This is a genomic window from Streptomyces sp. ADMS, from assembly GCF_033441795.1.
Lineage (GTDB): Bacteria > Actinomycetota > Actinomycetes > Streptomycetales > Streptomycetaceae > Streptomyces.
Window position 1 is genome coordinate 13,091 of sequence record NZ_JAVFVX010000091.1, and the last position, 18,387, is coordinate 31,477.

The 18,387-nt window shown below is 71.6% G+C and carries 16 protein-coding genes; 6 read left to right on the forward strand and 10 right to left on the reverse strand.

The features are described 5' to 3' along the window. Window positions 1-358: 358 nt before the first annotated feature. Window positions 359-769 (forward strand): hypothetical protein, encoded by a 411-nt coding sequence (locus RB628_RS30140; protein WP_318323705.1) that lies wholly within the window; start codon window positions 359-361, stop codon window positions 767-769. Between the two features lie 82 nt (window positions 770-851). On the opposite strand, the gene RB628_RS30145 is transcribed toward RB628_RS30140, so the two are convergent. Genes RB628_RS30145 through deoC form a run of 3 tightly spaced genes read right to left on the reverse strand, consistent with a single transcriptional unit; the run spans window position 852 to window position 4,166 of the window. Continuing rightward, window positions 852-1,772 carry an aldehyde dehydrogenase family protein gene (locus tag RB628_RS30145; protein WP_318323706.1) on the reverse strand — a complete coding sequence of 307 codons (921 nt, stop codon included), beginning with the start codon at window positions 1,770-1,772 and terminating at the stop codon, window positions 852-854. Continuing rightward, complete coding sequence (locus RB628_RS30150; RefSeq protein WP_318323707.1) at window positions 1,765-3,201, reverse strand: aldehyde dehydrogenase family protein; 1,437 nt, start codon at window positions 3,199-3,201, stop codon at window positions 1,765-1,767. The genes RB628_RS30145 and RB628_RS30150 overlap by 8 nt, the downstream gene beginning before the upstream one ends. Window positions 3,202-3,206: 5 nt before the next feature. After that, window positions 3,207-4,166, reverse strand: coding sequence for a deoxyribose-phosphate aldolase (gene deoC / locus RB628_RS30155; protein ID WP_318323708.1), 960 nt, complete (start codon window positions 4,164-4,166; stop codon window positions 3,207-3,209). Window positions 4,167-4,504: 338 nt separating this feature from the next. On the opposite strand from deoC, the gene RB628_RS30160 reads away from it, so the two are divergent. Beyond that, window positions 4,505-5,152 carry a PH domain-containing protein gene (locus tag RB628_RS30160; RefSeq protein WP_318323709.1) on the forward strand — a complete coding sequence of 216 codons (648 nt, stop codon included), beginning with the start codon at window positions 4,505-4,507 and terminating at the stop codon, window positions 5,150-5,152. A 5-nt stretch (window positions 5,153-5,157) separates the two neighbouring features. Beyond that, window positions 5,158-6,828, forward strand: a complete 1,671-nt coding sequence (locus RB628_RS30165) for a hypothetical protein (protein ID WP_318323710.1) — start codon at window positions 5,158-5,160, stop codon at window positions 6,826-6,828. A 729-nt stretch (window positions 6,829-7,557) separates the two neighbouring features. Here RB628_RS30165 and RB628_RS30170 read toward each other — a convergent pair. The 3 genes from RB628_RS30170 to RB628_RS30180 form a co-directional block, all read right to left on the reverse strand. After that, a complete protein-coding gene (locus RB628_RS30170) occupies window positions 7,558-9,192 on the reverse strand; it encodes a phospho-sugar mutase (protein WP_318323712.1) in 1,635 nt (544 codons plus the stop codon). Window positions 9,193-9,543: 351 nt separating this feature from the next. Then, entirely contained in the window at window positions 9,544-10,368 is an 825-nt protein-coding gene (locus RB628_RS30175) for a purine-nucleoside phosphorylase (RefSeq protein WP_318323714.1), read from the reverse strand. A gap of 112 nt (window positions 10,369-10,480) precedes the next feature. Beyond that, entirely contained in the window at window positions 10,481-10,918 is a 438-nt protein-coding gene (locus RB628_RS30180; RefSeq protein WP_318323715.1) for a gamma-glutamylcyclotransferase, read from the reverse strand. A gap of 172 nt (window positions 10,919-11,090) precedes the next feature. On the opposite strand from RB628_RS30180, the gene RB628_RS30185 reads away from it, so the two are divergent. Beyond that, a complete protein-coding gene (locus tag RB628_RS30185) occupies window positions 11,091-12,539 on the forward strand; it encodes an NAD(P)H-quinone dehydrogenase (protein WP_318323716.1) in 1,449 nt (482 codons plus the stop codon). Window positions 12,540-12,719: 180 nt separating this feature from the next. Beyond that, the gene (locus RB628_RS30190) at window positions 12,720-13,724 is read left to right on the forward strand and encodes a DeoR/GlpR family DNA-binding transcription regulator (RefSeq protein ID WP_318323718.1); all 1,005 of its coding nucleotides are present in this window, start codon (window positions 12,720-12,722) and stop codon (window positions 13,722-13,724) included. Window positions 13,725-13,769: 45 nt separating this feature from the next. Here the strand turns inward: RB628_RS30190 and RB628_RS30195 are convergent, their stop codons facing one another. Both RB628_RS30195 and RB628_RS30200 read right to left on the reverse strand, forming a co-directional pair. Beyond that, window positions 13,770-14,324 carry a helix-turn-helix domain-containing protein gene (locus tag RB628_RS30195; protein ID WP_318323728.1) on the reverse strand — a complete coding sequence of 185 codons (555 nt, stop codon included), beginning with the start codon at window positions 14,322-14,324 and terminating at the stop codon, window positions 13,770-13,772. A gap of 458 nt (window positions 14,325-14,782) precedes the next feature. Further along, entirely contained in the window at window positions 14,783-16,555 is a 1,773-nt protein-coding gene (locus tag RB628_RS30200) for an acetyl/propionyl/methylcrotonyl-CoA carboxylase subunit alpha (protein WP_318323720.1), read from the reverse strand. Between the two features lie 401 nt (window positions 16,556-16,956). Between RB628_RS30200 and RB628_RS30205 the strand changes: the two genes are divergently transcribed. After that, window positions 16,957-17,445 (forward strand): hypothetical protein, encoded by a 489-nt coding sequence (locus tag RB628_RS30205; protein ID WP_318323723.1) that lies wholly within the window; start codon window positions 16,957-16,959, stop codon window positions 17,443-17,445. 6 nt (window positions 17,446-17,451) lie between these two features. Here the strand turns inward: RB628_RS30205 and RB628_RS30210 are convergent, their stop codons facing one another. Together RB628_RS30210 and mmpB are read right to left on the reverse strand one after the other, a co-directional pair. Beyond that, window positions 17,452-18,072, reverse strand: a complete 621-nt coding sequence (locus RB628_RS30210; RefSeq protein ID WP_318323725.1) for a nucleoside triphosphate pyrophosphatase — start codon at window positions 18,070-18,072, stop codon at window positions 17,452-17,454. A gap of 28 nt (window positions 18,073-18,100) precedes the next feature. Continuing rightward, window positions 18,101-18,229 carry a morphogenic membrane protein MmpB gene (mmpB, locus tag RB628_RS30215; RefSeq protein WP_318323726.1) on the reverse strand — a complete coding sequence of 43 codons (129 nt, stop codon included), beginning with the start codon at window positions 18,227-18,229 and terminating at the stop codon, window positions 18,101-18,103. Window positions 18,230-18,387: the final 158 nt, after the last annotated feature.

Consider the following 18,387-nt stretch of genomic DNA (forward strand, 5'->3'; position numbering starts at 1 on the left):
GTTCCTGTGGACTGAGCGGGAGTTGAGCCCGTCAGCCGTGCGCCCCGTCCGGTCTTGGGCGCACTGGTCCCCGGCGTACTCGACCCCGGGGTGGCGACACGCATCCTGTGCGTGGTCCGGGCCCGGGAGGCCGGTTCCCTGACGCCTGGCCAGGTGGGTACGGCCAGAGGCGACGGGGAGGCCCTGAACCATCCTCTGGTGGAGCAGCGGCCCGCTAACCCGAACGGTCCAGGGCACCGCAAGCCTGGAAGTCGACCATCACGCGATCGAGCTAATCCAGCCTCGTCCTCCCCGGCGAGCAGCTACTACCCTTCGTGTCGTCTTGATTACTCAACGCACCAGAAGGCGGCCACCAGTCATGGCACGACGCACGTCCACCCAGAACCAGACCGCCCAGCGCGCCCTGATCGCCCTCGCGGCCACCGGCGCGGCTCTGGGGGCGGGCGCCGCGACGGCCTCCGCCGCCGAGGGCGGCCCCGCGGTGGACGCCATTCGCATGAACCCCACGACCTCGCTGGGGCAGATCGACCCGCAGGGCGGCCTGGCGGCGCTCACCGGCACGGTCGGCTATGTCACGGGCCCGGTCCAGGGCCTCAAGCCCAACCCCCTCGCCGGTACGGGCGTCGACCCGCTCGACAACGGCGTGGGCACCCAGCTCGCCGACTTCCAGCCCCTGACCTCCCAGGCCCTGACCGGCCCGGTCGCGCAGGCGCAGTCCATCGGCAGCATCCCGGTGCTGGGGCAGGCAACGGGGCTGCTGGGCGGCTGAACACCCGCCCGTCGGCACCCGACGACAGAAGAGGGCCGCGCTCCCCGGACGGTGGGAGGCGCGGCCCTCCGGCTTCAGGGGCTCAGTACGAGGAACCCGACGCGCCCAGTGCACCCGTCGGGTGCCAGACCGTCTTCGTCTCCAGGAAGGCGGTCATGCGTTCGGTGCCCGGGGTGGCGGACCACTGCGCGTTGTCCACAGTCCGTGGACGGAGAACACGCTTGAGGTTGTCGGCCGCCGCGATCTCCAGCTCCTTCGCGAGGACCTCGTCCGCGCCCGCCAGGTCGATCGCGTTGACGTCCTGGTGCGCGGCCAGCGACGGGGTGATCTCCGCCGTACGGCCGGAGAGGATGTTGACGACTCCGCCCGGTACGTCCGAGGTGGCCAGCACCTCGCCGAGGGAGAGCGCGGGAAGCGGTGACTTCTCACTGGCGATCACGATCGCCGTGTTGCCGGTGGCGATCACCGGTGCGAGCACCGACACCAGGCCCAGGAACGACGACTCCTGGGGGGCGAGGACGACCACCACACCGGTCGGCTCGGGGGAGGAGAGGTTGAAGTACGGCCCCGCCACCGGGTTTCCGCCGCCGACGACCTGGGCGATCTTGTCGGTCCAGCCCGCGTACCAGACCCAGCGGTCGATCGCCGCGTCCACCTGGGCTGTGGCCTTCGGCTTCGACAGGCCCTCCGCCTCCGCGACCTCCCGGACGAACTGCTCCCTGCGGCCCTCCAGCATCTCGGCGACGCGGTAGAGGACCTGACCGCGGTTGTACGCCGTGGCCCCGGCCCAGCCGCCGAACGCCTTGCGCGCGGCGACGACCGCGTCACGGGCGTCCTTGCGGGAGGAGAGGGGCGCGTTCGCCAGCCAGTTGCCCTTTGCGTCGCTCACCTCGTACACCCGGCCGCTCTCGGAACGCGGGAACTTCCCGCCCACGTACAGCTTGTAGGTCTTGAAGACGGACAGACGTGCGTCCGGTCGTGTGTCGGGTCGTGCGTCAGACATCGAGGTACGCCTCCAGGCCGTGGCGACCGCCCTCGCGGCCGAAGCCCGACTCCTTGTAGCCGCCGAAGGGCGAGGTGGGGTCGAACTTGTTGAACGTGTTGGACCAGACGACGCCCGCACGAAGCTTGTTGGCCACGGCGAGGATCCGCGAACCCTTCTCCGTCCAGATGCCCGCCGACAGGCCGTACTGGGTGTTGTTGGCCTTGGCGACGGCCTCGTCCGGCGTACGGAAGGTGAGGACCGAGAGCACCGGGCCGAAGATCTCGTCGCGGGCGATGGTGTGCGCCTGGGTGACGTTCGTGAAGAGCGTCGGGGCGAACCAGTAGCCGGAGGACGGGAGTTCGCAGGCAGGGGACCAGCGCTCGGCGCCCTCCGCCTCGCCCGCCTCGACGAGCGAGGTGATGCGCGAGAGCTGCTCGGCGGAGTTGATCGCGCCGATGTCCGTGTTCTTGTCCAGCGGGTCGCCGAGGCGGAGGGTGGACAGACGGCGCTTGAGGGAGTCGAGCAACTCGTCCTGGACCGACTCCTGTACGAGGAGCCGGGAGCCCGCGCAGCAGACCTGGCCCTGGTTGAAGAAGATGCCGGTGACGATGCCCTCGACGGCCTGGTCGATGGGGGCGTCGTCGAAGACGATGTTGGCACCCTTGCCGCCCAGTTCGAGGGTGAGCTTCTTTCGGGTGCCGGCGACGGTGCGCGCGATCTCCTTGCCGACGGCCGTCGATCCGGTGAACGCGACCTTGTTGACGTCCGGGTGCGCGACGAGCGCGGCGCCCGTGTCGCCGTACCCGGGAAGGATGTTGACGACACCCTTGGGCAGGCCCGCCTGGCGGCAGATGTCCGCGAAGAAGAGGGCGGAGAGGGGGGTCGTCTCGGCGGGCTTCAGGACCACCGTGTTGCCGGTCGCCAGGGCCGGGGCGATCTTCCAGGCCAGCATCAGGAGCGGGAAGTTCCAGGGGATGACCTGGCCCGCGACGCCCAGCGGTTTCGGGTTCGCACCGAAGCCGGCGTGGTCGAGTTTGTCGGCCCAGCCCGCGTAGTAGAAGAAGTGGGCCGCCACCAGGGGGAGGTCCGCGTCGCGCGTCTCCTTGATGGGCTTGCCGTTGTCGAGGGTTTCCAGGACGGCCAGCTCGCGGGAGCGCTCCTGGATGATCCGGGCGATACGGAACAGGTACTTCGCGCGCTCGGCGCCGGGCAGCGCCGACCACTTCTCGAAGGCCTTGCGGGCGGCCTTCACCGCACGCTCGACGTCGGCCTCGCCCGCCTGGGCGACCTCGGAGAGGACCTCCTCGGTGGAGGGGGAGACCGTCTTGAAGACCCTGCCCTCGGCGGCTTCCACGAACTCGCCGTCGATGAACAGGCCGTAGGAGGGGGCGATGTCGACGACGGCGCGGGACTCGGGCGCCGGGGCGTACTCAAAAACGGATGCCATGGTGATCAGTCCACCGTCACGTAGTCGGGGCCGGAGTAGCGGCCGGTGGCCAGCTTCTGGCGCTGCATCAGCAGGTCGTTCAGCAGCGAGGAGGCGCCGAAGCGGAACCAGTGGTTGTCGAGCCAGTCCTCGCCCACGGTCTCGTTGACCACGACCAGGAACTTCACGGCGTCCTTGGTGGTACGGATGCCACCGGCCGGCTTCACGCCCACCTGGACGCCGGTCTGCGCGCGGAAGTCGCGTACGGCCTCCAGCATCAGGAGGGTGTTCGCGGGCGTCGCGTTGACGGCGACCTTGCCGGTGGACGTCTTGATGAAGTCGGCCCCGGCGATCATGCCGAGCCAGCTCGCGCGCCGGATGTTGTCGTACGTCGACAGCTCGCCGGTCTCGAAGATGACCTTGAGCCGGGCGGACGTCCCGCAGATCTCCTTCACGGCGACGATCTCCTCGTACACCTTCAGGTAGTGGCCCGCGAGGAACGCGCCGCGGTCGATGACCATGTCGATCTCGTCGGCACCGGCGTCGACGGCGTCACGCACGTCGGCCAGCTTCACGCCGACAGCGGCGCGGCCGGCGGGGAAGGCGGTGGCGACGGAGGCGACCTTGACGGTGGACCCGGCGACGGCTTCCTTCGCGACGGCCACCATGTCGGGGTAGACGCAGACCGCGGCCGTGGCGGGGGCCGTGCGGTCGGTCGGGTCGGGGCGGACCGCCTTGGCGCCGAGCGACCGGACCTTGCCGGGGGTGTCCGCGCCTTCCAGCGTCGTCAGGTCGACCATCGAGATGGCGAGGTCGATGGCGTACGCCTTCGCGGTCGTCTTGATGGAACGCGTGCCGAGGGAGGCGGCGCGCGCCTCCAGGCCGACCGCGTCGACGCCGGGCAGCCCGTGGAGGAAGCGGCGCAGCGTGCTGTCGGACGCGGTCACGTCCTTGAGCGGGAGTGCGGTTGATGCAGTGGTGGGCATGGTCACAAGCGGAGCATATCTACGCGCGTAGCGGCTGTACAGCCCCGGAGAAACAACCGGGAGTGGCCGTGGGAGGGGTTCGCCCCCGCCGCCCCTGCCCGTCCCATCCCCAGGGGCTCCACCCCTTCGACCCCGCTGGGGCTGCGCCCCAGACCCCCATCGGCCTGAACGGCCTCGTCCTCAATCGCCGGACGGGCTGGGGTGGCGGAAGCGGTCTTGTCGGTCGGTCGTGGGGCGGGCTGGAGCGCCGGAGCGGTCTCGTCCCTCGGTCGTGGGACGGGCTGGAGCGCCGGCACCGGCGGCGAACGTTGTCCGGGGCGTCGGGCAGAATCGGGGGCATGACGACCCCGGACCACCCGTCGCCCGCGCAGGGCCCTACGACACCCGAGTCTCCCGACCGGGCCTACCGGTCACCCTCCTCGATCGTGGCGGGCGTGCTGCTGCTCGGGCTCGCGGGCTGGCTCGGCGGTGACGCGCTGATCGTCGGACACGGGCGGACGCCGTGGCTGGCGCTCGCCACGCTGCTCTTCGCCGTACCGCTGGTGATCGCCTTCACGCTGCGGCCCGGCGTCTTCGCCAACGACCACCGGCTGCGCGTCCGCAACCCGTTCCGCGTCGTCGTGGTGCCCTGGGGGGCCGTCGCCGGGTTCCGGTCGAGCTTCTCGAACGAGGTCGTCGTCGAGTCGGGCGACAGGTACCAGCTCTACGCCGTGCCGGTGTCCCTGCGCGCCCGCAAGCGCGCCAACCGGGCCAAGATGCGCGAGGCCCGCGAGGCCGGTGGCGGCGGCGGGCGGATGTCCCTAATGCCGCCCGGTCCTACCCGGGCCCAGACCGACCAGGTCATGGACGACCTGGGCCAGCTGTGGGAGGCGCGGGAGAAGGCGGCCACCTCACAGGGCGAGGTGACCGTGAAGTGGGCGTACGAGATCATGGCGCCCGCTGTCGCGGGTGCCGTTCTGCTGGCGATTCTGCTCGCGGTCGGCTGAGCCGCGTGGCCCTCCCCGACGAGTCGTTGCGGCTGCCCTCCGCCGCCATACCCGACGGTTGCCAGGACTGGACCTCTTCCCGCGCGGCGCACTGGTCGGCCGCGCTGCCGCCGCGCTGGACCTTTCTGCGGGTGCGCCGGTCGGTCGCGGCCGGCCTTGCCACCCTGGTGCTGTGCGTGGGCGCCCTGGTCGCGATGGCCGGCGGCCTGTGGCCGTTCGTCGCGGCCGGATTCGCCGTGTACGTGCTGTGGGTGCTCGCCCGGCCCGAGCTCGTCTGGGTCGGCGCCCCCCTGCTGCTGCTCGCCCTCGCCGTGGAGGCGTCCTCGAAGTCGTGGGCGCTGACCGGCTTCGGAGTGGTGGTCGTGCTGGTCTCGTGGGGCGTCGTCGCCGTACGGCTGCGGGCGCGCACCGAGCAGCTGGAGCGGGCGGTGGAGGCCGCCGGGGGCGTCGCCGTGCCCGTGCCGGGCGCCGAGGCTCCCGTACGTCGTGGGCGGGTGCTGTTCGCGCTGGGGTTCGTCGTCCTCGGACTCGGCGCGCTGACCGGGGGCACGGCAGGTCTCTGGGGCTCTGCCCAGGACCAGCAGGGCGCCTGGGTCGTCACCGTCTTCCTGGCCGGCCTCGGGGTGACCGCGCTGGCCTCGGCATGGCTCGGCCGACAGCGGGCGGGCGCTCTGCGCGGCGCTCCGGTGCCGGTGCTGCGCGTGCTCGTACGGGACGACGCACAGGGCGGTACGGAGGTGTACGCCGCCGACGATCCCACCGCCGAGCGGCCCCTGTTCACCGTCGACCTCACCTCCTTCGACGAGGACGACGAGGACGACGACGATGACGACGATGACGAAGAAGAAGGTGGTCCGGGCGAGGGCGACGAGCTTCGCCGGGTGCTCCTCGGCCTCGACGACGACACCCTCGGGCCGGTCCGGGAAGCCGTTCTCTACGGTGCTCCCTTCGACGGTGCCGAGGTCCTCGTCGTCAGCGCCGACGAGGACCCCGAGCAGCCGCCGCTGACCGAGTGGTCGGAGGGGCCGGTCAGGCCGCTGTCGCCGGACGCCGGTCGACGGCGTGTCGCCCGGCACCGCGAACAGGCGGCGGACAGCCTCCAACTGGAGCTTCATGGGCGGGAGTTGGCCGAGCAGCAGGTGGCCGTCGGCAAGGTACGGCGGTGGCGGGCGGGGTGGCTGGACTGGCTGGCCACAGCGTTTCTCGTGCAGTGGGGCGTCTGGCTGGGCTGGGGTTCGATCGGCGAGTCCGGGATCTCGGCGTGGAAGCTGACCCTCATCGCCGTGCTCGGGCTGTACGGGGCCGTCCGCGTCCCCATGAAGCTCGCCTGGCGTATCACCGCCGACCGGTCCGGCGTCTGGGTCACCGGGCTGCGCGGGCCCCGGCATGTGCCCTGGGACGACCTCCGTTTCGTCCGGCGCCGGTCCCTGGAGCTGAAGATCGACTGGCAGGACGGTGACTGGGCGGTCTCCGCACCCCGCTGGGGCTGGCTGCAGCGACGCCGGGGGCTGACCCACCCGTACGACGCTCTGGCCGCCGAACTGACAGCCATGCGCCTCGACACCGGGCTGCGTCCGACCGGGGAGAGCGGCGCGGCCGAGCGCGGGCGGCCGGTCTGGCCGGTGGCCGTGGTCCTGGCGGGCGTGTGGGTGGTGGCGTTGGTGGCGTCGCGCTGAGAGCGGGGGTCCCGGGTCGGCGGGGCCTGGCCGGCGAATCAGGTCCGAGGAAGGCCGCGCCGCCTCGTCAGGGCACGTGAGCGGGGCGATGGCGAGGGGCGATGGGCGTGCCGGCCGGTGACGACTGGCGCACACCGGGCTCCGCGTCCGCGGCATGATCCGCCGGACAGGTCTCAGGGCGCGCTCGGCCGGACCAGCGTCATGTACGCGCCGCAGTACACCGACAGCGCCATCGCCGTCACGAGCGCCACCGCCGTCACGAGCGCGATCGTACGGAAGGGCGGGACGCGCGGGCGAGATGGACCGCGAGGGGCAGCAGGAGCGGGAAGGCCGGGACGGGGAAGCGTGGGGGTCGCCCGGGACGGGGAGTGTGGAGGCGCCCGGGGCGGGGAAGCGTGGGGGACACGGGGCGGGGAAGCGTGGGGGTCGCCCGGGGCGGGGAAGGGTGGGGGCCTGCCGGGACGGGGAAGCGTGGGGGTCGCCCGGGACGGGGAGTGTGGGGGCGCCCGGGACGGGGAAGCGTGGGGGCCGGCCGGGTGACCGTCGAGGACACGGGGCGGCTCCAGGTGCTGGGCGACTGGGCGGTACCCGGTCACCGTTCCCCGGCGGGCGGCGCGAGTGGGGGAGCGTGCGGCGGCCGTGCGTCGGCCGGCGTGCGCAAGTCACCCGTTGGGGTGCCTCCGGCCGGGGGCACCCCAACGGGGACGAGCGGTTTCCCTGCGGCGGGCCTCAGATGCCCGCCGCCGCGGACAAATCCCGCTTGATCGTCTCCAGCAGGTCCGTCGCCCTCGCGCGGGCCGCGGCGAGATCCGCGTGCGTGGACACCGGGACGACGACCTCCAGGTAGCACTTCAGTTTCGGCTCCGTACCGCTGGGGCGGACGATGACGCGGGCGCCGTCCAGGGTGTAGCGCAGACCGTCCGTGGGCGGGAGCGTCTCCGTGCCCTTGGTGAGGTCCTCGGCCTTCGTGATCGGCAGGCCGGCGAGGTGGGTCGGGGGCCGCTCTCGCAGACGGCGCATGGCGTTCGCGATGACCGACAGGTCCTCGACGCGGACCGAGAGCTGGTCCGTCGCGTGCAGACCGTGCTCGACCGCGATGTCGTCGAGCAGGTCGAGGAGCGTACGGCCCTCGGACTTCAGCCCGGAGGCCAGCTCCGTGATCAGCAGCGCGGCCGTGATGCCGTCCTTGTCGCGTACGCCCTCCGGGTCCACGCAGTAGCCGAGAGCCTCCTCGTAGCCGTATCGCAGGCCCTCGACGCGGGCGATCCACTTGAAGCCGGTGAGGGTCTCCTCGTACGGCAGACCCGCCTTCTCGGCGATCCGGCCGAGAAGGGACGAGGAGACGATCGACTCGGCGAACGTGCCACGCACTCCGCGCCGGACCAGGTGGGTGGCGAGAAGGGCGCCCACCTCGTCGCCGCGCAGCATGCGCCAGCCGCCGGCCGTCGGTACGGCCGCCGCGCAGCGGTCCGCGTCCGGGTCGTTCGCGATGATCAGGTCCGGGTTCGTCTCGCGGGCCTTCGCGAAGGCCAGGTCCATCGCGCCGGGCTCTTCCGGATTGGGGAAGGCGACGGTCGGGAACTCCGGGTCGGGGTCGGCCTGTTCGGCGACCAGCTCGGGCGCGGGGAAACCGGCCCGGGCGAACGCCGCGAGGAGGGTCTCCCGGCCGACGCCGTGCATAGCGGTGTAGACCGTGCGGGCGGTACGGGGGGAGCCGGGGGCGAGGACGGCGTCCGTACGGGCCAGATAGGCGTTCAGGACGGAGTCGTCGAGGGTCTCCCAGCCGGCGGCGGGACGGGGCACGTCGGCGAGGGCGTGTACGGCGGCGATCTCGGCGGCGATCTCCGCGTCCGCAGGCGGGACGATCTGTGAACCGTCGCCCAGGTACACCTTGTAGCCGTTGTCGCGGGGCGGGTTGTGGCTGGCGGTGACCTCCACGCCCGCGACGGCACCGAGGTGCCTTATGGCGAACGCCAGTACGGGGGTGGGGAGGGGGCGGGGGAGGACGGCTGCCCTGAGGCCGGCGCCGGTCATCACGGCCGCGGTGTCCTGGGCGAAGTCCGCGGACTTGTGGCGGGCGTCGTAGCCGATGACGACGAGGCCGTCGGTCTCGCCCTTGGCCTTGAGGTACGCGGCGAGGCCGGCGGCGGCGCGGATGACGACTGAGCGGTTCATGCGCATGGGGCCGGCGCCGAGTTCGCCGCGGAGGCCCGCGGTGCCGAACTGGAGGGTGCCGGTGAAGCGGGTGGTGAGTTCGAGGAGGTCCTGGGCGTCGATGAGCTTGGCGAGTTCCTCACGGGTTTCGGCGTCGGGGTCCTCGGCCAGCCACGCCTTGGCCCGTGCGATGAGTTCGTCGTCGTGCACGTCGGGTGCCTCTCGTTGTGGGGTGGTGCGGTGCGGTGCGTGGTCGGGTGCGGGCCCATTGTTCTCGCCCCGCCGCCCCTACCCGTCCCTTCCCGTTCCTGGGGTCTGCGCCCCCCTACGGCACTGAACGGGCCTCGTCCTCAGACGCCGGACGGGCTGGGATGGCTGGGCCTGGGCTGGAGAAACGGTGGGAGCGGGGTGGGTGGGAGAGGAGCTCGCGCTGAGCGGGCCTTCGTTCTCGGACGCCGGACGGGCTGCGCATCAGCCCCTCCGGCGTTCAGGAACGGGGTTCGGGGGCGGAGCCCCGAGTGCGGAGGGCGGAACAGGACGGAACGCGCTCCTCGCCCCGGGTCACAGGCGTCCCAGCACCTGGGCCAGCAGCGATCCCATGCGCGTCGCGCTGTCGCGGCCCGCCTGGAGCACCTCCTCGTGGTTCAGGGGCTCCCCCGTCATCCCCGCCGCGAGGTTCGTCACCAGCGAGATGCCCAGGATCTCGGCGCCCGCCTCCCGCGCCGCGATCGCCTCCAGCACCGTCGACATCCCGACCAGGTCCGCGCCGATCACCCGCGCCATCCGGATCTCCGCCGGCGTCTCGTAGTGCGGGCCCGTGAACTGGGCGTACACGCCCTCCTCAAGGCTGGGGTCGATCTCCTTGCACAGGGCGCGCAGCCGCGGCGAGTACAGGTCCGTCAGGTCGACGAAGTTCGCGCCGACGATCGGGGACGTCGCCGTGAGGTTGATGTGGTCGCTGATCAGGACCGCCTGGCCGGGGCGCATGTCGGCGCGCAGGCCGCCGCAGCCGTTGGTCAGGACGATGGTCTTGCAGCCGGCGGCCACGGCGGTACGGACACCGTGCGCCACGGACGCGACGCCCCGGCCCTCGTAGTAGTGCGTGCGGCCCAGGAAGACCAGCGCGCGCTTGTCACCGATCCGGTACGAGCGGATCTTGCCGCCGTGGCCCTCGACCGCAGGCGGCGGGAAGCCGGGGAGCTCGGTGACCTGGAACTCGGCCTCGGGGGCGCCCAGGGCGTCCACGGCCGGTGCCCAGCCGGAGCCCATCACGAGGGCGACGTCGTGGGTCTCGGCGCCCGTGAGCCCCCGCAGGCGCGCCGCGGCGGCGTCGGCGGCGGAGTAGGGGTCGCCCTGGATGTCGTCCGGAAGAAGAGATGCGTTCACGCGCATGAGGGTATCCGGTCGGAGCCTACGCGCGTAGATGACGGAGGTCACGGGATGGCGATCGTTGTCTTGTCGTTTCCAACCAAAGAGGAGGAGTGGGAGGCGACGGCACTCAACAGGGGCGTTTTCTCAGTTCCATCACATAGTCGTGCGGCGCCCCCGCGGACTCCGCCGCGTCGGCGATCTCGCCCAGGTACCGGGCCGACGGCATGCCGCCCTCGTACCCGTTGAGGACGTACACCCACGCTGGCTCCTCGCCCTCCAGCGTGTCGACGCGCAGCCGCATCCGGCGGTAGATGTCGAGGCCCACGCCTTCCCAGCGGTCCAGCGAGTCCTCGTCGAGCGGGGCGATCTCGTACAGGGCGACGAAGACCTGGGAGCGCGGTGCCTCGACGATCGTCGGGAGGGCGCCCTCCCAGCCCATGTGCTCGCCGCCGAACGTCAGCCGCCAGCCGGTCAGCCAGCCGGTGGCCCGCAGCGGCGAGTGCGGTGCGCGGCGCGTCATGAGCCGGGCGTCGAGATTGCCGGCGTAGGCGGCGTAGAGCGACATGGATCGAGAGTACGGCAGCAGGCACGATCGTCACTCCGGCAGCACAGGCCTCTCCCGCACCCGTCCGCCCGTCCGCTCGTGCCTGCCCCGCACCCGTCGGCAGTGCCCCTCGTACCCGTCCCGGACCCGCTCGGCGGCCCCGGGGCGCAGACACCTCGGGGCATGCGGGACAATGGGGTACGTGACTCGGATCGTGATCATCGGTGGCGGACCCGGCGGCTACGAAGCTGCGCTGGTGGCAGCGCAGCTCGGCGCGGAGGTGACCGTCGTCGACTGCGACGGTCTGGGCGGGGCGTCGGTGCTCACCGACTGCGTACCGTCGAAGACCCTCATCGCCACGGCAGAGGTGATGACCACCTTCGACTCGTCGTACGAGGAACTGGGGATCATCGTCGCCGACGACACCCCGCACATCGACACGCCCGCCCGGGTCGTCGGTGTCGACCTCGACAAGGTCAACCGACGGGTGAAGCGGCTCGCCCTCGCCCAGTCGCACGACATCACCGCCTCGGTCACCCGGGCCGGCGCACGCGTTCTGCGGGGGCGCGGGCGGCTCGACGGCATGCAGGGCGTGGACGGCTCCCGGAAGGTCGTCGTACGGGCCGTGGACGGGAGCGAGGAGACGCTCGTCGCCGACGCCGTGCTGATCGCCACCGGCGGGCACCCGCGCGAGCTGCCCGACGCGCAGCCCGACGGCGAGCGCATCCTCAACTGGACCCAGGTCTACGACCTCACCGAGCTGCCCGAGGAACTCATCGTGGTCGGGTCCGGTGTCACCGGTGCCGAGTTCGCCGGCGCCTACCAGGCACTCGGGTCCAAGGTCACCCTCGTGTCGTCGCGCGACCGCGTGCTGCCCGGCGAGGACCCCGACGCCGCCGCCGTCCTCGAAGAGGTCTTCCGGCGCCGTGGCATGAACGTCATGGCCCGCTCCCGTGCCGAGTCGGCCAAGCGCGTCGGCGACCGGGTCGAGGTCACCCTCTCCGACGGGCGTGTCATCACCGGCTCGCACTGTCTGATGGCCGTCGGCGCGATTCCCAACAGTGCCGGAATGGGGCTGGAGGAGGCCGGGGTCAGGCTGCGCGACTCGGGGCACATCTGGACCGACAAGGTCTCGCGGACGACCGCCCCGGGCGTGTACGCCGCCGGTGACGTGACCGGCGTCTTCGCCCTCGCGTCCGTCGCCGCCATGCAGGGCCGTATCGCCATGTACCACTTCCTCGGCGACGCGGTGGCCCCCCTGAACCTGAAGACCGTCTCCTCCAACGTCTTCACCGACCCGGAGATCGCCACCGTCGGCTACACCCAGGCCGATGTCGACGCCGGCAAGATCGACGCGGTGGTCCTCAAGCTGCCGCTGCTGCGCAATCCGCGCGCGAAGATGCAGGGCATCCGGGACGGTTTCGTCAAGCTCATGTGCCGGCCGGGCACCGGGATCGTCGTGGGCGGGTGCGTCGTGGCGCCGCGCGCCTCCGAACTCATCCACCCGATCTCGATCGCCGTCGACAACAATCTGACGGTCGAGCAGATCGCGAACGCGTTCACCGTTTACCCCTCACTTTCGGGGTCGATCGCCGAGGTCGCCCGGCAGCTCCACACGCGCAAGGCGGCGGGCGAGGCCTGACGGCAGGGAGCCGGCAGCGAGCGCGACTTGCCGCTGGTCACGGGGAGTTGTGGCCCATTCGTGCGGCATAGGCGGGTGAGATAGGCCCGTATACCACTTCCCGTACCCCCATGCGAACAACTTCTGTTATTCGGCGCATACTGCTGAAAGCAGACGGTCGTTGGGGTTACTGTCAGTTTCGTGTTCGCTGCAGAACGTCGTCAATTGATCCTCGAAATGGTGCGAGCCAATGGAGCCGTGTCGCTCCGTGAGCTCGCCCGCGTCGTCCAGACCTCCGAAGTGACCGTACGGCGGGACGTGCGCGCACTGGAGGCAGAAGGACTCCTCGACCGCCGGCACGGCGGTGCGGTATTGCCGGGCGGGTTCACGCGAGAGTCCGGCTTTCCGCAGAAATCCCATCTCGCGACCGCCGAGAAGACGGCCATCGCCGACCTCGCCGCGAGCTTCGTCGAAGAGGGCGAGGCCATCGTGGTCGGGGCGGGGACCACCACGCAGGAGCTGGCACGCCGGCTCGCGCGGGTCCCCGGGCTGACCGTCGTCACCAACTCCCTGTTGGTGGCCCAGGCGTTGGCCCACGCGAACAGAGTGGAGGTCGTGATGACCGGTGGCACTCTGCGCGGTTCCAACTACGCCCTGGTCGGCAGCGGTGCCGAGCAGTCCCTGCACGGGCTGCGGGTCTCCAAGGCCTTCCTCTCCGGAAGCGGGCTCACGGCCGAACGCGGGCTGTCCACCTCCAACATGCTGTCGGCGTCCGTCGACCGCGCGCTGGTGCAGGCCGCCGCCGAGGTCGTCGTGCTCGCCGATCACACCAAGCTCGGTACGGACACCATGTTCCAGACCGTGCCCACGGACGTGATCACCCGCCTCGTCACCGACGAACCGCCCGTCCACGACGACCGCGCCGGTACGGAACTCCAGGCCCTGGCCGACCAGGGGGTGCAGATCGCCGTGGCCGGATCGTCGGGCTCGGGAAGCAACTCCTCGGGCAGCGGTGCGCAGGGCGGTGATCAGGCGCCGGCGCGCGGGCAGCGCCGGGACGTGCCGCTTCCCAACCCGCGCCGGGGACAGCTGCCCGGCGGCGCGGCGGGCCATCCCCTGCGCGGCACGATGCTGGGCGAGCAGCCCGGCGGACCCGGGGAGCGCGAGCGGGAACGGGCCCGGGTGGCGGACCTCCGCCGCCGCTGACCGCCGTACGGGCCGGGTCGTGTCGGACCTGGTCGTACGAACCGGTTACGCGGGTACGGCCTTCAGGCCCCGCAGTGTCAGGGTCAGGAGGCGGTCGGCCAGGTCCGGGTCGTCCGGGGTCTCCTCGGCCGCCAAGGCGATGGCGTTGGTGAGCTGGAGCAGGTCACCGATGGCGACGTCGGTGCGGAGGCTGCCGGCCTGCTGGGCGCGGGCGAGCAGGGCCGCGCCCGCCTCCCGCATCGGGTTGCTGCACCTGGCGAGCGCCGAGTCGGCGTCGTGCGACACCGACATGAGCGCCCGTGCCAGGCCGCGGTACTCGCCGGCGTGCGTGACGATCTCACGCAGCCACGTCACCAGCGCGGCGCACGGCTGCGGGTCGGTCAGCAGTTCGCGGGAGCGGGCCAGCAGGTCGCTCACCGCGTCCTCGAAGACCGCGCTCATCAGGGCGTGCCGGTTGGGGAAGTGCCGGTAGAGGGTGCCGATGCCGACGCCCGCGCGCCGCGCCACGTCCTCCAGGGAGGCGTCCGTCCCGTGCTCGGCGAAGGCGGAGCGCGCCTCCGCGAGCAGTCGCTCGTAGTTGCGGCGGGCGTCGGCACGCATGGCGCGCGGCTGTCCGGCGGCCCTGTCCCGGTCCTCCACCGCGTCCTGTGAGGCAGTGTCCCGTGAGGTCGCGTTCTGTGAGGCCGTCTCCCGTGACGCCGCGTCCTGTGAGGCCGTGCCCACCATCCCGCTCACCTGCCTTGCCTTCTCGCCCGACTCCCCGCACCGCGTCGGTCTGCCCCCAGGATGCCATCGGGCGGAGACGAACGAGGGTCCGCCCGGCGGGCCGGGTCGCAGGGAAGCGACGGCGCCTCACCGGCGCACGCGAGCGGGGTGACGGGGAGTCGGCAACCGATGACAGTGCGGCTGCGGTCTCCGTCGGGGAGGGGGTGCCCGCCGCGGAGCCCGCTGATCCCACCGTCACCCCGCGTCTGCGGCATGGTCCGCCGGGCGGGACGTCGGCGCCCGACGGACAGACTGCTCGGTCCGCCGGGCGCCCCGGAATGCCGTACGGCCGGTCAGTCCGTGATCTCGCAGATCGGTGCGCCGGAGGTGAGGGAGGCGCCGACCTCGGCGGCGAGGCCCTTGATGGTGCCCGCCTTGTGGGCGTTGAGGGGCTGTTCCATCTTCATGGCTTCGAGCACGACGACCAGGTCGCCCTCCTTGACCTCCTGGCCCTCCTCGACGGCCACCTTGACGATGGTGCCCTGCATCGGGGAGGCGAGGGTGTCGCCGGAGGCCACCGGGCCCGACTTCTTGGCCGCGCGCCGCTTGGGCTTGGCGCCGGCGGCGAGACCGGTGCGGGCCAGGGACATGCCCAGCGAGGACGGGAGGGAGACCTCCAGGCGCTTGCCGCCGACCTCGACGACGATCGTCTCCCGGTCCGTCTCGTCCTCGGCCTCGGTGTCGGCCGGGGCGGCGAAGGCCGGGATCTCGTTGGCGAACTCGGTCTCGATCCACCGGGTGTGGACCGTGAACGGATCGGCGGAGCCGGTGAGTTCGGGCGCGAAGGCGGGGTCGGCGACGACCGCGCGGTGGAAGGGGATGGCGGTGGCCATGCCCTCGACCTGGAACTCGTCCAGGGCGCGGGCGGCGCGCTGGAGAGCCTGCTCACGGGTGGCGCCGGTGACGATCAGCTTGGCGAGGAGCGAGTCCCACGCCGGGCCGATCACGCTGCCGGACTCGACGCCCGCGTCCAGCCGGACACCGGGGCCGGACGGCGGCGCGAAGGTGGTGACGGTGCCGGGGGCGGGCAGGAAACCGCGGCCCGGGTCCTCGCCGTTGATCCGGAACTCGATGGAGTGACCGCGCAACTGAGGGTCGCCGTAGCCGAGTTCCTCGCCGTCGGCGATACGGAACATCTCACGTACGAGGTCGATGCCGGCGACCTCCTCGGTGACCGGGTGCTCCACCTGCAGACGCGTGTTGACCTCCAGGAAGGAGATCGTGCCGTCCATGCCGACCAGGAACTCCACGGTCCCCGCGCCGACGTAGCCGGCCTCCTTCAGGATCGCCTTGGAGGACGCGTACAGCTCCGCCACCTGAGCCTCGGACAGGAACGGCGCCGGGGCCTCCTCGACCAGCTTCTGGTGGCGCCGCTGGAGCGAGCAGTCACGCGTGGAGACGACGACCACGTTGCCGTGGGAGTCGGCCAGGCACTGGGTCTCCACGTGCCGGGGCTTGTCGAGGTAGCGCTCGACGAAGCACTCGCCGCGCCCGAACGCGGCCACGGCCTCACGCACCGCCGAGTCGTACAGCTCCGGCACCTCTTCGAGGGTGCGGGCGACCTTCAGACCGCGTCCGCCGCCGCCGAAGGCGGCCTTGATCGCGATCGGCAGGCCGTGCTCCCGGGCGAAGGCGACGACCTCGTCCGAGCCGGTCACCGGGTCGGGCGTGCCGGCGACCAGCGGAGCGCCGGCACGCTGGGCGATGTGCCGGGCGGCGACCTTGTCGCCGAGGTCGCGGATGGCCTGCGGGGGCGGGCCGATCCAGGTCAGACCGGCGTCCAGAACGGCCTGGGCGAAGTCGGCGTTCTCCGAGAGGAAGCCGTATCCGGGATGGATCGCGTCCGCCCCGGAGTCCTTGGCGGCCTGCAGCACCTTGGCGATGTCGAGATAACTGGTCGCCGGGGTGTCACCGCCCAGAGCGAACGCCTCATCCGCGGCACGCACATGAAGCGCGTCCCGGTCCGGGTCGGCGTACACGGCAACGCTCGCGATTCCGGCATCCCGGCAGGCCCGGGCAACGCGGACAGCGATTTCGCCACGGTTGGCGATGAGCACCTTGCGCACGATTGAGGCTCCCTCCTTGAAACAAGCCGAGTTTAGGGACTGCCGACACGGCGCATCGACCCGTCCTCACTGGTGAGCTTGCCCACACAGAGCGTGATACGAGGCCAGCTCTACCCGCGAAATCCCTTGTCGCACCCAGGTAGGCAGGACTTCTGCCGGAAACCCTAGCCCTCCGATGTGGTCAAGGTCTCTGTGAGAGCGTGCTGCGGCCCACTCTGTTTCTTTGTGGAGTCCCTACGAACGGACCAATGATTCTTTGCCCGCCGAGGAACCTGTGCCCAACCTCCGCCGAACCCTTGTCCGCGCGTTTACCCGTTAGTAGCGTTCGCGATGTACCGAAGGTAGTACCAACAGAACGAGCGGCAGTCGAAAGTGGGTGGGGGCCGGTGGTCCGTAGACCAGTGGCATGGATCGTCGCTGTCGTCCTCTTCGTGGAGGCGTTCGGCATCGCGGCGCTGAACTGGTTCCTGGGGATCGTCGTCGACCGCCAGAAGATGTCCCTCGCCGGCCTCGACCCGGACATGATGTCCGTGTCCTCGAAGATCGGCGGCGTGGTCTTCGGCGCCTACTTCGCGCTCTGCGGCGTGGTGGCCCTGCTCGTCGCCCTGCGCGACCGCTCCCCGGCCGGCCTGGGCCGCATCCTGCTGATCAGCGTCGCCGTGGTGCACGCGCTGCTGGGGGCGTTCGCGTGGGGCCTGGTGGGCTGGCCGGCGTTCCTGACCATGGTCGTGGGGCTGACCCTGGTGGTGCTCCTGCTGATGACGTACGACCAGCAGCACGCCGCCGCGGCCGAGGCCCCTGAGGACGGCACGGGCGGTACGGGCAGCACGGGCGGTATGGACGGAGGCGGTTCCGCACTCACGCCCCCGCCGGCCCCCAGCACCCCCTGACGGCTCCTACTTCTCCCGGGGCGTCCACAACTTGGTGATGCCGACGCCCAGTTCGGCGAGCAGCTTGCGCAGCAGCGGGAGGCTGATGCCGATGACGTTGCCATGGCCGCCGTCGATGCCGTCGATGAACGGTGCCGAGCGGCCGTCGAGCGTGAACGCCCCGGCGACATGGAGGGGCTCGCCCGAGGCGACGTACGCGGCGATCTCCTCGTCCGACGGCTCGCCGAAGCGGACCACGGTGGACGCGGTGGCCGAGACGAAGCGCCCCGCCTCCGTGTCGTAGACGCAGTGCCCGGTCTCCAGGGTGCCCGCCCGGCCGCGCATCGACTTCCAGCGGGCGGTGGCCTCCTCGGCGTCGGCGGGCTTGCCGTACGCCTCGCCGTCCAGATCGAGCACGGAGTCGCAGCCGATCACCAGCGCGCCGTACACCTCGGGCTTCGCGGCCACCACGGAGGCCTTGGCCTCGGCGAGGGCGAGGGCCAGCTCGGCCGGGGTCGGCGCGGTCACCGCGTCCTCGTCGAACCCGCTGACGATCACCTCGGGGTCGAGTCCGGCCTGCCTGAGCAGACTGAGCCGGGCGGGTGACTGGGAGGCGAGCACGAGGCGGCGGCGCGGCTGATCGGTCATGCGGCCAGGGTATAGGCGGGGTACGGGCCTACAGGACCCCGATCACGATCATCGCGAGCAGCATGGCCAGCGCCATGAGAAACCCGAGCCGCCGAAGCATCTGCTGCGCGTCGCGCAGTTCCTTCGGCGGCTCGTTCTCGGGGTCGGACCACAACATGTCTTCGATCGTGCGGCGGCGAAGGCACCGGCGCCTGAGTACGCGTACTCAACTTGCCCTGTGACGCGGTCCAGTGCCGCGGCAGGCAGCGTTTGGCCGTCAGGGAGCGGCGTCCGGTGGGTGCTCTCGGCGTGCCGGCCGGAAGCCCTCGTACTGGA

What these genes read in the sequence shown, in the direction of transcription:
- RB628_RS30150 (WP_318323707.1), bottom strand. Translation starts at nt 3,201, where the DNA reads ATGGCATCCGTTTTTGAGTACGCCCCGGCGCCCGAGTCCCGCGCCGTC.
- deoC (WP_318323708.1), bottom strand. Translation starts at nt 4,166, where the DNA reads ATGCCCACCACTGCATCAACCGCACTCCCGCTCAAGGACGTGACCGCG.
- mmpB (WP_318323726.1), bottom strand. Translation starts at nt 18,229, where the DNA reads ATGTTGTGGTCCGACCCCGAGAACGAGCCGCCGAAGGAACTGCGCGAC.
- RB628_RS30160 (WP_318323709.1), top strand. Translation starts at nt 4,505, where the DNA reads ATGACGACCCCGGACCACCCGTCGCCCGCGCAGGGCCCTACGACACCC.
- RB628_RS30210 (WP_318323725.1), bottom strand. Translation starts at nt 18,072, where the DNA reads ATGACCGATCAGCCGCGCCGCCGCCTCGTGCTCGCCTCCCAGTCACCC.
- RB628_RS30195 (WP_318323728.1), bottom strand. Translation starts at nt 14,324, where the DNA reads ATGCGTGCCGACGCCCGCCGCAACTACGAGCGACTGCTCGCGGAGGCG.
- RB628_RS30185 (WP_318323716.1), top strand. Translation starts at nt 11,091, where the DNA reads ATGGGGTACGTGACTCGGATCGTGATCATCGGTGGCGGACCCGGCGGC.
- RB628_RS30140 (WP_318323705.1), top strand. Translation starts at nt 359, where the DNA reads ATGGCACGACGCACGTCCACCCAGAACCAGACCGCCCAGCGCGCCCTG.
- RB628_RS30180 (WP_318323715.1), bottom strand. Translation starts at nt 10,918, where the DNA reads ATGTCGCTCTACGCCGCCTACGCCGGCAATCTCGACGCCCGGCTCATG.
- RB628_RS30145 (WP_318323706.1), bottom strand. Translation starts at nt 1,772, where the DNA reads ATGTCTGACGCACGACCCGACACACGACCGGACGCACGTCTGTCCGTC.